The sequence below is a fragment of the Pseudoalteromonas sp. NBT06-2 genome, from assembly GCF_002276045.1.
GTDB lineage: Bacteria > Pseudomonadota > Gammaproteobacteria > Enterobacterales > Alteromonadaceae > Pseudoalteromonas.
The window spans coordinates 23,720-40,591 of sequence record NZ_NQMR01000031.1 but is presented as its reverse complement, the minus strand read 5'-3'; the positions used below and the strand labels follow the sequence as shown (position 1 = coordinate 40,591).

The window sequence follows — 16,872 nt, the reverse complement described above, 5'->3', positions numbered from 1 at the left end:
GATGTACATATTTAGTTAGGCTGAGGCTGTATGGTTAATTATAATAAGAAGGAAGATAATGTGATTGTAGATGAATCTATAGGCATTGTAGTTATTGGAAGAAATGAAGGTGAACGATTGAAGAGGTGTTTAAAATCAGCACTAAAAGCCCAGTACCCAATTGTATATGTAGATTCTGATTCAGTAGATGGTAGTGTTCTTTTTGCACAATCAAATGACATTCTCGTAGTGAAACTGACAAAAGATCAGCCTCTTAATGCAGCGGTTGCCAGAAATGCTGGATTTAAAAAGCTAATTGCAGAGAATGTAAATATTGAATTCGTTCATTTTATTGATGCAGATTGCGAACTTGCAGAAAACTGGATCATCCAAGCTGTTAGGAAGTTAGATAGTAATGACGAAGTGTCAGCAGTTTGTGGTCGCTTGCGAGAGAAAAATGTAAACGAGTCATTATACACGAAGTTATGTGATATGAGTTGGTATATAAAACCAGGAGAGGTAAATTCATGCGGTGGTATTGCTACAATTAAAGCTGAAATTTTTGAAAAACTAAATGGTTTTAATGAAACTTTGATTGCAGGTGAAGAACCTGAGTTTTATAGTCGAGTTAGAAAAAAAGGCTATAAAGTGCAATGCTTAGATGTATTTATGGGAACACATGATTGCGCGATGACTTCATTCGGTCAATGGTGGACTCGTACTATAAAAACAGGGTTCGGATTTGCTAATGCTCAAAAATGGGGCGCTTGGCAAGCACGTCAAAGAAGTATTATTATCTGGGCATTAATAATACCTTTAGCTATATTGATAGGCTCATTTATTGAATTTTATTTTATTTTATTTTGTTTAATTTACCCTACTCAAATATTTAGAATGACGTTGAAATCTAAAATTCCTTATTGTTTTTCAGATAAATTACTTAACTCTTCTTTTTGTGTATTTTCAAAATTACCACAGCTCATTGGGATGATTAAGTATCATTTTAGCCGATTAAATGGGAAGCAAAATATAAATATAGAATACAAAGCTTAAAATATAAAATTTAAAGGATGATAAGTTGAATAACAAAATTAAATGCAAATGGCAGAAAGACCGTGCGCGTTATCCCTTAAAACCGTGGCTAAAAGAACCTTCAATAATTGCAATCCGTTGGTATCGATATGGGCAATCTGTTGATTTAATGAATGATGGGTGGATTAAAAAATTAAACTTAAAAGTATATTGGTTAATATTCCATATTTTAGAAGTTATTTTAGGTATTAGTATTCCAAAGTCAGTTAAAGCTGGTGGAGGCTTAAGAATTTATCATTTCGGTAATATATTTATACATCGTAATGCTAAGCTTGGGGATAATTGTACTCTTCGCCAAGGAGTCACAATTGGTAATCGTTACAATGATAGTTTGGCTCCTAACCTGAGTAATAATGTTGAGTTGGGCGCATACGCTCAAATTTTAGGCGACATCAAAATAGGCGAAAATGTAAAGATTGGAGCAATGTCAGTCGTTTTAAAAGATATTGAAGCTAATATGACCGCATATGGTGTGCCAGCAAAAATGTTGCCATCAAGGGAGGTAAACTAAGTGGTAGTAGAAATATCTTCAGAAATTGCGGACTGGGAACGTGAAAAACCTCAAAAATTTTGGGACCCTAGTCGTAAACTATTACGTTCAATTAGGAAGTATCAAGGTGTTAATAAAAATACTATTCTTGGTAAGTTACTTAGTAAATACTGGGTATTGATTCATAGATTTTGGTCTGTAGTAACGGGTGCTGAAATTGATCTTTCATGTCAAATAGGTGGTGGCTTACTTATTCCTCATCCAAATGGAATAGTTATTCATCCTAAAGCGGTTATTGGCGTTAATTGTTTAATATTTCAACAGGTTACTATTGGTGGAGGAGGTAAACCTCCGATTATTAATGGTCATACTGATATAGGTGCTGGGGCTAAAATATTAGGCTCTATAAAAATTGGAGCCCACGCAAAAATTGGTGCAAACGCTGTTGTAGTTAAGAATGTTGAAACAGGAACTACCGTCGTTGGAATACCTGCAAAGGTTATATAAATTTAAAAATGAACCTCTAAGTGTTAATGTAAGTTTCAAATACTTCCCATTGATTAAGTGATTATCTCTAGTTATATATTGTTACTAGGGTTCGTTTCTTATTTTTTACTGGATATGCTTGTTAGGAGTCATTAGATTATTGGAGATGGATAAATTATTCTTACGTATTTTTCGGTATTTAATCTATGACTGGTTGACGCTTTTCTTTTTGAAATTCGTAGATTATGTAAAGATAGTTTAGAGATATGGAGGATTGTTATTTTTAATAGAGTTTTATATCAAGCCGACATTCCTCACCCAAAGTCAATATTTTAAATTCTGAGTGAATTTTGATTAAAATAGATTTAGATTTCAAATAGCGTTGTCTATTAAATATACATTTCGCACTGAAGGATCATAAAAAACAAACTGCTTTTATGGGATTCGGAATGTCAGATCAATAGATTTTAAATAGAAAAATTTCAATTTATTTTAATAAATAATTTAGCTGAAGAATAAATGTAATTAACTTTGTACTTTTAGATGGTGAAAATAAGTCAGTGGAAATTATAAATAAAAAAGACTTAACAAACCTGATTGAATATCAGTTTTGGTTGTTAAACAATCAAGGAAGAGGCTCTAGTTACAATGTAAATTCAATGTTTTTATTTGAAAACATTGATCTACCGCTTTTCATTAGCTCTGTAAATTCTGTAATAAGTCAAATCAGAAATTTACAATCATCTTTTGAAGTACAAGGGGGGAGTATCTATAGAACTCATAAATTTTTTCAATGTAATGTAATTGAAGAAGAGTTTATAAAAAGCGCATTGGAAGATGCTAAAAATTGGGTGAATCAGAGATGCTATGACTTATTTGAATTTGGAAAAGAATCATTAATTCGTATCATTGTTGCTAAGTTTAAAGGAAATCCCCAAATTGTTGTCGGGCTATCTATTCCTCATATAGTAATGGATCTTAAAGTAAAGGATACATTATCAAAATTAATTTCTGATGCCTTTAATAATAAGGGTCTATGTAATTTATCACCTGATGAGTTAAAAATATATAATAATTATTCTGATTTTATAGAAAAACAAAAAAAATGGCTGGAATCAGATAAAGGAATAAAAGCAGCAAGTTATTGGAATAATAAAATAAAAAATGCTCAAACCGCTGATATAACATCACCTGAAATAATTAATAATACAGAATTAGAGTATCATGGTTCAGTACCTTTAAATTTGTCAGCGCAAGAGTGTGCCGCTTTACATTCATTCAATGGACAAACTTTACTTTCTTCTTATATCGTTTTATTAACAACCTATTATTTATTATTGTCAAAATATTCGAGTGAATCTCATTTCAGTATTGCAGTACCTTTATCTAATAGAAAAAAATCAGAGTTTAAAAGTACTATGGGCTGCTTCGTTAATACCTTGCCTATAACTGTAGAGCTTAACGAAACAGATACTGTAGCTAGCGCGTTAAAGAAAGTGCGAATATCGCTGCTTGAAGCACACAGGTTCCAAGAATATCCATCAGTAAATTTAATAAGAGATGGGGTTCAAGTGCGAGATAATCGAACTTTATATCGCCATGGCTTTACTTTTGAACATCCAATGCAGCTTGATTTGATCGGTGTTAAAACACAAGTTTTAAATTGTAGACCCATAAACCCACAGCTTGATTTATTTTTACGTTTGTGGGAAGACAGTTCACAAATACATGGAAACCTTGAATACGATAGTTCACTATTTGATTCAACTTTTGCAAGACGATTTGTCGATTCTTTTAAAGTTCTATTAAAAGATCTCATATCAGATTCAGATAAACCAATAAATAATTTAAAATGTACTACTCTTGCAGATATAAACACGATAAAAAAATTTAATCGGACAGAAAAAAAGTATTATACAGAATTAAATTTAAAATTGCTTTTTGAACAACAAGTAATAAAATCACCAAATCAGACTGCTTTAATTTTTAAAAATAAAGCACTTACCTATATTCAGTTCAATTCTCAGATAAATAGACTTGCTCATTATTTAATAGATCAGGGTATTAATAAAGGGGATGTAGTTGCAGTTATGAGTGAGCGCTCAATTGATATGATAATTTATATTTATGCCATTATCAAAGTTGGCGCTATATACGTACCAGTTGATATTAAACTTCCTAAAAAGCGGATCGATTACATGATGATGCAATCGAATGTTAAAGCTATAGTCTCTAACACTATTTTAGAGTGCGATTACGATAAGAGCCAATATAAAACTATTTTGGTTGATCAGGTACAGGCTCAAATTTCAGTTTTAGGTGATCAAAATCCAAATATTGAAATTAATCCAAATGATGCAGCATATATCATTTTTACTTCAGGCTCTACAGGAGTACCTAAAGGTGTTATAAATAGCCATTTAGGCGTTTCAAATCGCTTATTGTGGATGCAAACTGAATTTAAGGCGAGTAGTGATGATGTTATTTTACAAAAAACACCTTATAGCTTTGATGTATCAGTTTGGGAAATATTTTGGCCTTTACAAGTCGGTGCAAAATTGGCTATTGCAGAACATAATAGCCATAGAGATATATACCGAATCCATCGGCAAGTGATCAAATATAAAGTCACTATGCTTCATTTTATCCCAGCTATGCTAATGACTTTTTTATCCGTTCGTCATCAAACACATAATCAACTAAAGATTATTTTTTGTAGTGGGGAGTCTTTATTATCAGAGCACTCGTCTTGTTTTTATGATAAATATCCTTTTACTGAATTAGTTAATTTATATGGACCGACAGAGGCAGCAATTGATGTCACTATTTGGCGCTGTGAAAATAATAGAAAAAAAATCCCGATAGGTAAACCTATCAACAATACATACTTATACGTTGTAGATGAAAATTTACAGCAGCTCCCGATTGGAGTTAAAGGTGAGTTATTAATAGGTGGTATTCAAGTTGCTAAGGGGTATGTCGGTAATGCAGAGCTAACCAAAAAAGTCTTTATTAATAACCCATTTGATTTTGGGAAAGTATATAAAACTGGAGATTGTGTACGGTGGACTGAAAATGGTAGTTTGGAGTTTTTAGGAAGAAAGGACTCTCAAATTAAACTCAATGGTATTAGAGTTGAGTTAAATGACATTAACTCTGTAATTCAGCGTTATCCAAACATTTTAATTGCCGCTACGATAATTAAAAAAAATAAAAGTGGTAATGCATTTATTTCAGCTTTTTATAGTAAGAAAGATAAAAACGAATGTTTAGATCAAAATGATTTAAAGTTTTATTTAGCAACAATCTTACCGAGATATATGTTACCTGTTTCATTTATTGAGTTGAAAAGCTTCCCTTTAACTTCTAGCGGTAAAATAAATCATGAAGCCTTATCTAAATTGAAAATAGTAGAAGAAAAAAAGTCGTCTAAAAATAGCTATCAACTAAGTGGGGTTGAAAAAAGAATTCATCAAACTTGGTGTTCTCTACTCAATAAATCAGAGCTTTCAATAGACGTTCCTTTTTTTGATCTCGGTGGTAATTCAATGTCTTTGATGCAATCCTTTTCAGTTTTAAGTCTAATTTATCCAAAAAACCTATCAAGTGTCGACATGTTTACTTATCCTACGATACGTTGTCTTGCAAACTTTATTGATAACTCGCAGAACCAAAAAGGCAAAGAAGTAAGCAGAGTTCGAGGAAATAAAATTAAAGGTGCTATGAACTTAAAGCTACGGCTAAGATCTTCTCGTAGAAAACACAAAGAACAGGAAGTTAAATCCGATGAATAAGCCTACTTACAATAATACAGGTATTGAAAGTAGGCTTGTAGTGATATTTTTGTTCGTTACTTATGGCAGTGAGTATTATGACCCTTTATATTAAAATACTATTTTATCAATTACAAAAATGAGGTGGATTGGTACAGATTTTTGGCAAGTTCAGGTTTCTTTTTGTATATATTATTTGAGGAGTTCAACTAATAAATAACCTTGAATTGAGTGATGTTACTTTTAGTAACACGATAAACTTTCTCTTCAAAGATACCTTTTTATAATGGGCTGTCGAGGGAGTGTTCTCGTTTGCTCTATTAGTTAGTGCAACTGATTATTTTGTGTCGCTTCATTTTATTTATTATATCAAATACTAGAGTATTACTACTTATATTTTAATAACTTTTTGATGGCACATTTTATATACCCTGCAATGTCTCCTTTTTCTAGTTCATTAATTAATTTATCTTATTGACATAAAATTAATACTTTATAGTTAAAAAAGTTAGAAAGCTTGGTAATATGCGTACCCGATATGTTTACTTAATTAAAACTTTTAGGTGTTTTTATATATTTAAAGTATAGATAAATAGGTGGAGCAATGTGTGGTGTATTTGGCGTCTTAGGCGTACATAAGCAAAATAAAAAAAATATTGTTGTAAATGCCTTGTCTCATTTGAACCATAGGGGCCCTGATGCATGGGGGTTATATGTAAATCGAGTCATTGGCTTAGGGCATACTCGCCTTTCAATTATCGATATTGAAGATGGTCACCAACCCATGCAATCATCTTACTGCATTATCTCATTTAATGGTGAAATATATAATTATATAGAACTACGTAAAGAGCTTGAATCTCAAGGCTATTCATTTAACACTAATTCCGATACTGAAGTTATTTTAAAACTATATGAGTCAATAGGAACTAATTGTTTTAAAATGTTAAATGGTGAGTTTTCTGTTCTGATTTGGGATAAGAAATCAGAGCAATTAGTCGTTGGAAGAGACCGATACGGCATAAGGCCTCTGTATGTTTTATTACATGATAGAGCTTATTTTTTTAGTTCTGAAATGAAGGCATTTGATGCGTTAGCCCATTATAAAAGAGAGATAGATCCTCAACATCTTTTTGAACATGGGTTGCTTTGGAATACTTTAGCTGATAATTCAATATATAAAGATATTTATACTGTAGAATCTGGTACTTTTGAGGTTTTTAATGTAAATGGACGTACTACTAAAGAAAGATATTATCAAGTAGGTGAAAGTTTCGATTCAAATATTACTGCAGATAGCTTTGACAATACCAAAAAAGCATTTCAAGAATTGTTAGATGATTCTATAAAGGTACGTCTTAGAAGTGATGTACCTGTCGGTGCATATTTAAGTGGAGGAATTGATTCTACAATCATTTCTCAGAGAATTAAAGAGTATACAAATTATGAGCTTAAAACATTTTCTGTTACGTTCGAAGATAAATCATTAAATGAAAGTCATTTTCAAATATTAGCCAGTAAACAGATCAGTTCAATTCATCACGAAGTTAAAATATTAAATCAAGACATTGATGATAACTTGCTTAAATCCATTTATCATACTGAAAGGCCTATCTTTAGAACTGCACCGGTACCGCTTCACTTGTTATCACACAAAGTAAAGGACACAGATACAAAAGTTGTATTAACAGGTGAAGGCGCTGATGAAATCCTATTTGGTTACGATACGTTTAAGGAGCTGAAAATTTTAAATGAATGGAAATTATCTAATGGTGACAGCACTGTAATCGAATCATTAAAAGAGCTCTATCCTCATTTAAGTCATTATGCAGATAAAAGACAGTTCGCTTTTATAAAAATGTATTATGAGGGTTTTTTAAGTGACTTTGATAACGAATTTAATGGCCTTAATATACGACTTTCAAATAATAAAATCATAGAAAAGTATTTTAATAAAAGCTTAGGAATTAAGTTTAATAAATCAACTTTATTAGAAAAATTAAAAAAAACATTACCAAGTAATTATGCCTCCTTTTCTCTATTACAAAAGAACTCATACCTAGAAATTAAAACATTATTGCAAGGGTATCTGCTTTCTTCTCAGGGAGATCGTATGGCCATGAGTAATAGTGTTGAAGGGCGTTTCCCATTTTTAGATCATAGAGTTGTAGAGATGGCTTTTGGAATGCCCGATGAATATAAACTCAAGAATTTTGATCAAAAACATATATTAAAGCAAGCTTTTAAAAATGAGATCCCTGAAGAAATCACTAATAGGCCAAAACAACCTTATATGGCCCCTGATCTGATTGCATTTATTAGTTCTGACGGTCAACTGAGTGATTTAGCCAGTACCATGTTATCTGAGCAATATATTGTAGAGTACGGCCTTTTTGACAATAAAATAGTTAAACGATTTTTGAATAAATTTAAAAATGGAGTCCCTGAAAATACAGGTTATCGGGATAACATGATTTTTATATTTTTATTAACATCACAAATTTGCCAGTACTGGATTAATAATCCTCTAGAAGTTGAATTAGACATGGGCAAGTGTGTTGTTGATATATTGGATATGTAGTGACAGGAATAAATAAATGAGTAGCGTGATGATTTTAGAACAAATATTGAACTTTATTGTTGATACTTATATGGTTGAAATTGATGAAATCCCTTTAAATGAATCTTTAATCGATGAAGGTATTATCGATTCATTTGGTCTCATAGAGCTTGCCTCTTTTTTAGAAAAAGCCTTTTTAATCCAAGTCAATGATGATGATTTAACAAGAGATAACTTTAGCTCTATAAATAAAATGATAGCATTAGTTGATAGGAAAAAGTCACATGACTAACAACATTGAAAGGTGCTCTAAATGTATTCAATCAAAAAACTACCCCAAAATAAAATTTGAGGAAAATGGCGTTTGTAATTTTTGTAATAAAAAGAATAAATCCACAAAAATAGAAGCTTCGTTTATCGATAATGCAAAAATTAAAATATCAAATTTATTTGATAACAGAATAAAAAGAGGGGAGTATGATGCCGTTGTTTGTTATAGCGGTGGTAAAGATAGTACTTATGTTCTAAAACTAGCAGTAGAAAAGTATGGGCTAAATGTTCTAGCATTTACTTTAGATAATGGGTATATCGCAGAAGTTGCATGGAAAAATATTAGAAAGGTTGTTGATAGTCTTGGAGTCGATCACTGGGTTTATCGACCTAGTAGTGAAAATTACAAAGCAATTGCACGAGCGAGTGCGATAACCGATGTTTATCGAAAAAATACATTAACAAGAATTTCAGCGATATGTAATTCTTGTATATCTATGGTTAATATTACAGCCTTGAAAATTGCTTTAGAAAAAAAAATTCCATTTATACTAGCTGGATTTACTCTTGGGCAAATTCCTATTAATGCAATAATTTATAAAAACCATTACAAGTTTTTAGCAGATTCAAGGTTAGAATCCCTGAATAAATTAAGAGAAGAGGTTGGAGATGTAGTTGATGATTACTTGTGCATTAAAGATGAACTTATTAATGAAGTGAAAGAATATCCACACAATGTAAATATTTTATGTATTGAAGATGTAACTGAAACTGAAATAAAAGATGCCATAGCGCCTTTAGGCTGGGTTAGCCCCAAAGATGTTGACGGCTGTTCTTCCAATTGCATGCTAAATACCTTTAATAATTATGTACATGAAGAAGTTTTTGGTTATAACCCATATGAAATGGAATTGAGTCATCTTATTCGAGAAGGGTTAATGACTAGAAGTGAGGCTTTAGATAAAATAAACGATAGTTCAGTAGAACAAATAGCACCTATAATGGCATCTTTATCAATAGAAAAAAATGACATTATATCGGTTAAGAATGTATATGATAGCAAACGTTAATACTTCACATGCAAGTTTAATAGAGCGTCAATTTTGGCTGTTAGGTCAACAAGGTAAAAATTCTGCCTATAATGTTAATTCAATATTTTTGTTTGAAAATTTGGATTTTACTCAGTTTATTGCTTCAGTTAATGCTGTCATTAATACTGTTGAAATATTAAGATCTTCATATGAGATGATTGATGGAGAAATTGTACGCTTCGATAAATTCAATCAATGCACAGTTATTAAAAGAACCTTTAACGATAATTTTTATGAAGCAATAAACTGGGTTAATCAAAGTTGTAATCAAGATTTTGATTTAGCTAATGAGCCTTTAGTTAAAGTTATTACAGCTAAATTTAATGATAGTGAAAATTTAATCATCGCAATATCTATTCATCATATTGTAATTGATTTAAGTTCAAAAGATAAAATAGCTAAATTGATAAGCAATGCATATAATAATTCAGGTAAATTAACTGTATCCACAAGAGATAATGAGATATTTAATAATTATCAGTCTTTTTCAAATAATCAATCAAAATGGTTATTATCTCCTAAAGGAATAAAATCGGCAAATTACTGGCGAGGCAAATTAAACAATTCCTCAACTATAAAGCTTGATACTCCAAGAGCTAAAAATTATGAGCATAACTCTAAAGGCAGATCAATTGAGATAGCTTTACCAAAAGAAATTTGGCAAGACTTAAAAAAAATCAGTCAAAAAAACATCATTTCATCATACGTTATTCTATTAACATCATATTATTTGTTGCTTGCAAAATACTCTGGTGAATCAAATTTTTGTATTGCAGTACCGTTATCAAATCGAAAAAATTCAATATTTAGAAATACAATAGGCTGCTTGGTAAATACTGTGCCTATCTGCGTTGAGTTTGTTGATAAAGATAGTGTTTTTGATGTACTCAAAAAAGTACGAGTTGCTTTATTAGAAGCCCATAGACATCAAGAATACCCCTCAATAGAAATAATTAATGATAATTTAAAAAAAATGGGTAATAAAAAGTTATATCGTCATGGCTTTACTTTTGAGCATCCAATGAAATTGGACTTAAAAGGAGTTCAAGGAGAAGTTCTTTATTACGAACCTTTAAATTCTCAGTTAGATTTATTTTTGCGTTTATGGGAAGACGAAGAACAGCTATATGGTTATATTGAGTATGACAGTTCAATATTTGATAATATATCAGCACAGCGTTTTAGAGATTCATTTAAAGTTTTATTAACTAACTTAATATCTAATACAGATATAGCAGTTTCATCATTAGATTATGTGCGAGAGAAAGATAGTACCGACATAGCTAAATTTAATAATACAAGTGTATATTTTGAAGATAGATTAAATTTAAAGTTATTATTTGAAAGGCAAGTAGAAAATACACCGAACAACATTGCTTTGATATATAAAGATAAGCGTTACACTTATAGAGAGTTTAATTCTGAAGTAAACAAACTTTCTCATTACTTAAACAATAAAGGTGTGAAAAAAGGTGATGTTGTAGCTGTAGTTTGTGAGCGTTCTATAAGTATGATGACGGCCATATATAGCATTCTAAAATTAGGTGCTGTATACGTGCCTATTGATGGGGAATTACCTAAAAATCGAATAGATTATATGCTCAGTCAATCTCGGGTAAAAGCGATTCTAACTCACAGTAATATTCAGTTTCACTTTAATAAATCAGCATATGATATTTTTGTACTTGATCATTTAGAGTGTGAAATCACTGCGTTTCCTAATAATAATCCTGAAGTCGAAATATCCTCTAATGATTTAGCATATATAATATTCACATCAGGCTCAACGGGAAAACCTAAAGGAGTAATGAACCTACATTCAGGTATTGCAAATGTGATGCTCTGGATGAAAGCAGATTTCAAACCTGTAAAAGGGGATGTCGTTTTACAAAAAACACCTTATAGCTTTGATATTTCTTTATTTGAAATCTACTGGCCTTTACTGGTTGGTGCAACAGTGGCACTTGCAATACCAGGTAGCCATAAAGATGTTCATCAAATACAAAAACAAATAAGTCAATATCAAGTGACCATTTTACATCTCGTGCCATCTATCTTAAATACATTTATATTAGCTAAACCTTTGAAAGAAAATTCATTATGTAAAGTTGTTTGTTGCGGTGAAGAGTTACTATCACATTCGGTGAACTCTTTTTTTAAATCCTATACAAGTACTGAATTAATAAACATTTATGGTCCAACTGAGGCCGCAATTGCTGTTAGCTGTTTTCGCTGTAATAAAAATGAAAAATATAAATTTGTACCTATAGGGAAACCAATCTCTAATACAGTAATTCACATCCTCGATAAAAATTTAAATCAATCTCCTATCGGAGTTGTTGGGGAGTTATTTATCGAAGGAGTACAAGTAGCTGAAGGTTATGTTGGTAACGATATACTTACTCAACAGCAGTTTTTTGCTCGCTCTTCTTCTCAAGATAGTTTGTATAAAACAGGTGACTTAGCCCGCTGGACTAATGATGGTGAACTTGAGTTTTTAGGGCGAAAGGATTCACAAGTTAAGTTAAGTGGTCTGAGAATCGAATTATCGGAAATTGAAACCATTATGCACCAATATACCAACATCCAACAATCAGTGGCTGTGATTGAGAAAAAACCTAATGGAAGTATGTTTATTGGCATTTTATATACAGTTGAAAATGACCAGAAAGAGATTAATGAAAGTCGATTAAAAAATTATTTATCAAAATATCTTCCTATATATATGTTACCCGTTTTTTATATGAAATTAGCGAAATTCCCATTAACTTCTAGTGGTAAAATAAATCGAAATCAATTACCTAAAATTGTTTTATCTCAAGTAAAGAGCTTTAAAAAAAACAAAATAAAATTAACACAAATACAACAAACAGTAATGGATGCTTGGAAGACGGTTCTTCAACACGATAATTTATCAATTGAAGCACATTTTTTTGAGGTCGGAGGTGATTCGATGTCATTAATGCAGGTTTTAAATATATTAGATAAAGTGTTTCCAAATAGACTTAAAAGTGTTGATTTATTTAGATTTGTGACAATAAAATCGATTGCTTGTTTTCTGGATATTGATGGCAACCGAAAGATTACAGATGTTAAAGAAACAAGAGCAAATAAAATACGTTCCGCAATGAAGCGCAATATAAAGCCTAGAAAACGTCACAAGGAATGTGATGTTTAAATATAGTTGTAAGATTATAATATTAAAGGAGGTAGCTATTTTTATGTCACAGGTATTTTACTTTTGTTGATGGTTAAATTGCTTTTAAAAACAAATTATAAGTGGCTTTTAAGCCAACAGAAACTAAAAAGTATAAAGAGTAATATTTAATATGGATGAAATGAGAAATGACATTGCCGTAATTGGTATGTCTGGTGCGTTTCCTGGTGCTGAAAATATTGATGAGTATTGGAATAATTTACTTTCAGGGAAGTGCGCAATAACGGATGTTTGTGAATCTAATTTGATTTCCTTAGGTATATCCAAAACAGTATATCAAAAGCAAAACTATGTACTAAAAACATCGTCTTTATCTAATATTAGTCATTTTGATGCTGATTTTTTTGGATACACGCCTGCAGAAGCAAGGCTAATGGACCCTCAGCATAGACTCTTTTTACAGCATAGTTGGCAAGCATTAGAATCTGCGGGTTTTATTCCTGATGAGATTGAAGATGCTGTAGGAGTTTATGCTGGCTGTAGCATGAATCGTTATTTATTAAATAACATAGATATAAACACGCAATCTTTTGATATTAGTGATTTTCAAAAGATGCTTGCCAGTGAAAAAGACTATTTAACAACCCGTGTTTCTCATAAACTAAATTTACGCGGTCCAAGCATCAATGTGCAAACAGCTTGCTCTACCTCATTGGTGGCAATTCAATTAGCTGTACTGTCTTTACAAACCTATCAGTGTGATATTGCTTTATCTGGAGGAGTAGCCGTTAATGTTCCTCATAAAGCAGGTTACTTACATTCTGAGGGTATGATTTTTTCTCCTGATGGTTATTGTAAACCCTTTAGTAGTCAGTCCGATGGTACTATTTTTGGAGAGGGCATTGGGGTCGTTGTACTGAAACGATTAGCAGATGCAGTTGAAGACAATGATAATATTTTAGCTGTGATTAAAGGTGCCATTACTAATAATGATGGCAGAAATAAAGTTGGATTTACGGCGCCGAGTGTTGACGGGCAAAGTGAAGTTATTGCATTAGCTCAAGAACTGGCTGAAGTTGAGCCCAGTCAAATACAATTTATAGAAACACATGGTACGGCAACCAAAATAGGAGATTCTATTGAGTTAGCAAGTTTGAATGATGTATTTGGAGAGTTTAGTGAAAATAAGCATTCTTGTGCTTTAGGTACTTTAAAGGCAAATATAGGACATCTTGATGCTGCTGCTGGCATTGCATCATTTATAAAGTCGGTACTAGTGGTTAAAAATAAACAAATACCTCCAAATCTAAGCTTTAGTAATGAATTTCCTGCTATTAGCCAAGATTACAGTCCGTTTTATTTTAATAAAGAAAGAGTAGACTTAAGCCACCATCGGGAGGTTCATGCTGGAGTTAGTTCTTTTGGTATTGGTGGTACAAATGCACATATTATATTAGCCAGTCCGCCAAATTCATTTTTTGATAGTGATGAAACTGAAAAAAAAGACTTATTGCTGTTATTTTCCGCAAAATCAGATGACTCTGTATTTGCACAGCAAAAATCATTTACAGATTTTTTAAATAATAAACCGAGTAAAGCGATTGATGCAGCTTATACTTTATTAAAAACTAGAAAAAAATTCTCACGAAGAACTTATACTCAAATATTAAGTAATGATAATTCACAATTTGAATTAAAAGAGAGTGAATTATGCTTTACCGCTAAACCAAACCCTTCAATTACATTTATGTTTCCAGGCCAAGGTAGCCAATATAATGGAATGTCAAAGGCGCTATATAATAATTATGAAATATATAGATCTTATTTTGATGAATGTATTACACAGTTAAGTGCAAGCACTGGTCAAAATTATCATGACCTTATAATGGATAATGATAATTTTTTTCAAAATATGGCTCAAACCCAAAATGCACAAATAAGCTTATTTGTTGTGGAATATTGCTTAGCTAAAACTTTAATAGATTTAGGCGTTACGCCAAAGGTACTGATAGGGCATAGCGTAGGTGAATATACTGCTGCATGTATAGCTGGTGTATTTAGTTTAGAAGATGGCTTATGGATTGTATTTGAACGAGGTCGATTAATGGCTCAGTCACCCAAAGGGGCTATGGTTGCAGTATTTAATTCTAGAACACTTGTAGAGAGATTACTTTTTGATTCTCTAGTTATTTCAATTGAAAATAGCCTTTCTAATATAGTTGTTTCTGGATCTGAAAGTGATATTGAAAAATTATTAAATATATTATCCTCAAAAGGTATCCATCATAAAAAATTGATGAACCAGCATGCATTTCATTCCGATTTTATGGATCCTGTACTGGATGATTTTTCTCAATCACTAGACAAAATACAATTAAATACTCCTAATATAAAGGTTATATCTTCTACTTTAGGCCATTATTGTCATGATTTAAATACATCTGAGTATTGGATTCAGCATTTAAGAAAAGAAGTATGTTTTCACGATGCCGTGAAACATTCTATTGCAGAAAGTGATGTAATGATTGAGGTCGGCCCAGGTTCTGCTTTGTGCTCATTTGTTCAACCTTACGAAAAAGACAAAAACATATTAGCTGTTAACACGCTGGCTGATTCTAAATATGCGGAAAAAGAACAGTCCATTTTCTTAAACTGCCTAGCTCAATTATGGTGTGTGGGTGTTGAAATCGAATTTCAAAAAATAGGAATTGGTGTTCAAGGTAAAGTTTTTGGACTTCCTACATATCAGTTTTCTAAACAAAAGTATTGGCTTAAAAGTAAAGAAGCTAATACTCATGAAAGCCAGAGTGATAAAGATGAAGCAAATAATTCAGTATCGATGCAAAGTGAATCTGTATCTGATATTGAATTTAATTTGTTCGTAATCTGGAAAGATATTCTTGGAGTGACTGATTTAGGTGTGAATGATGATTTTTTTACTATTGGTGGAGACTCGTTACTTTCCGTTGCTTTATTTTCAAGAATTAAAGCTAAGTTTAATGTTAATTTACCTATATCGACATTATTTACTCATCCTACAATTAATTTATTAGCTCAAAAAGTGATTGACGAAATTAATATTAAAAATATAAATAAAGTTACCTTATCTAATCAAAAATTAGATGAACCTTGGGATACCACTGTTGTTATGCATCCAGGGCCAGAATACAATAAAAAAATATTATTTATTGTTGGTGGTGTGGGCGGGAACGTTAATAACCTTTATGATTTTGCTATGAGTCTTGGTGAGGATTATCGTGTTATTGGTTTGCAAACTAGAGGGGTCATGGAGCATTATTATCATGATACCGTAGAAAAAATGGCATATGATCATATCGCTTATATCAAAAATCACCAACCAAAAGGCCCTTATTTATTAGTCGGTTATAGTTATGGTGCTTATACCGCTTTTGAAATAGCAAAGCAATTTGAAGAACGGGGAGAGAAAATTGAATTTTTAGGTTTGTTAGATGTATATGCTCCGAATTTAACACATAATGCGCCTAGTCTACCCACTGTTTCTCCCTTCCTAATAAAATGGTCAACTAAATTTGAATGGTATTACAACCGCGGGCTAAAACATACACTTGAAATGCTCAAACATAAATTTCGAGAAAAAACACTCCCTATAAATCCCGCTGAAAGTACTAATAGCTGCCAATTAGTCGAAATATTGCGTTATGAAAGATTCTTTGATTATTGGACCAAAGTAAGTGAGTTGTATTTAGGTGGGCTTATAAGTTGTCCAGTTTCGTTGTTTATGTGTCCGGGTCTCAATTATAGTGAAATTTTATGGCGAAAATTAGATAAAAGTAGAGGCTGGTCTAAATTGACTAATAATTTAGTTAATGTAGTAGAACTTAAACATGGGCATTTAGAGATGATGGAAGGAGATAATGCAAAAGATCTTGCTCGGCTACTGTCGGTGAGTATTAAAGCTAGCGATAAAAATCGCTTTTAATAAATTATTCATG

General features: G+C 31.7%; 9 protein-coding genes. All 9 read left to right on the top strand.

Annotated elements, in window-relative coordinates; translation table 11 throughout:
- Positions 1–30: 30 nt before the first annotated feature.
- The 9 genes from CJF42_RS08745 (at position 31) to CJF42_RS08710 (ending at position 16,859) form a co-directional block, all read left to right on the top strand.
- Entirely contained in the window at positions 31–1,032 is a 1,002-nt protein-coding gene (locus CJF42_RS08745; protein WP_095366314.1) for a glycosyltransferase family 2 protein, read from the top strand.
- A gap of 25 nt (positions 1,033–1,057) precedes the next feature.
- Positions 1,058–1,582 carry a serine acetyltransferase gene (locus CJF42_RS28085; RefSeq protein WP_212668793.1) on the top strand — a complete coding sequence of 175 codons (525 nt, stop codon included), beginning with the start codon at positions 1,058–1,060 and terminating at the stop codon, positions 1,580–1,582.
- Positions 1,583–2,068 (top strand): serine O-acetyltransferase, encoded by a 486-nt coding sequence (locus CJF42_RS28080; protein WP_212668792.1) that lies wholly within the window; start codon positions 1,583–1,585, stop codon positions 2,066–2,068. It begins immediately after the preceding gene.
- Between the two features lie 539 nt (positions 2,069–2,607).
- On the top strand, positions 2,608–5,841 hold the full coding sequence (locus CJF42_RS08735) for a non-ribosomal peptide synthetase (RefSeq protein ID WP_095366313.1): 3,234 nt from the start codon (positions 2,608–2,610) through the stop codon (positions 5,839–5,841).
- Between the two features lie 583 nt (positions 5,842–6,424).
- A complete protein-coding gene (gene asnB / locus CJF42_RS08730; protein WP_095366312.1) occupies positions 6,425–8,401 on the top strand; it encodes an asparagine synthase (glutamine-hydrolyzing) in 1,977 nt (658 codons plus the stop codon).
- Between the two features lie 16 nt (positions 8,402–8,417).
- A complete protein-coding gene (locus CJF42_RS08725) occupies positions 8,418–8,672 on the top strand; it encodes an acyl carrier protein (RefSeq protein ID WP_095366311.1) in 255 nt (84 codons plus the stop codon).
- The gene (locus CJF42_RS08720) at positions 8,665–9,720 is read left to right on the top strand and encodes a phosphoadenosine phosphosulfate reductase domain-containing protein (RefSeq protein WP_095366310.1); all 1,056 of its coding nucleotides are present in this window, start codon (positions 8,665–8,667) and stop codon (positions 9,718–9,720) included. Before CJF42_RS08725 ends, CJF42_RS08720 begins: the two co-directional genes overlap by 8 nt.
- Positions 9,704–12,919: a non-ribosomal peptide synthetase gene (locus CJF42_RS08715; protein ID WP_170940538.1), complete on the top strand. Its 3,216-nt coding sequence runs from the start codon at positions 9,704–9,706 to the stop codon at positions 12,917–12,919. Before CJF42_RS08720 ends, CJF42_RS08715 begins: the two co-directional genes overlap by 17 nt.
- A 151-nt stretch (positions 12,920–13,070) precedes the next feature.
- Entirely contained in the window at positions 13,071–16,859 is a 3,789-nt protein-coding gene (locus CJF42_RS08710) for a type I polyketide synthase (RefSeq protein ID WP_095366308.1), read from the top strand.
- Positions 16,860–16,872 lie beyond the last annotated feature (13 nt).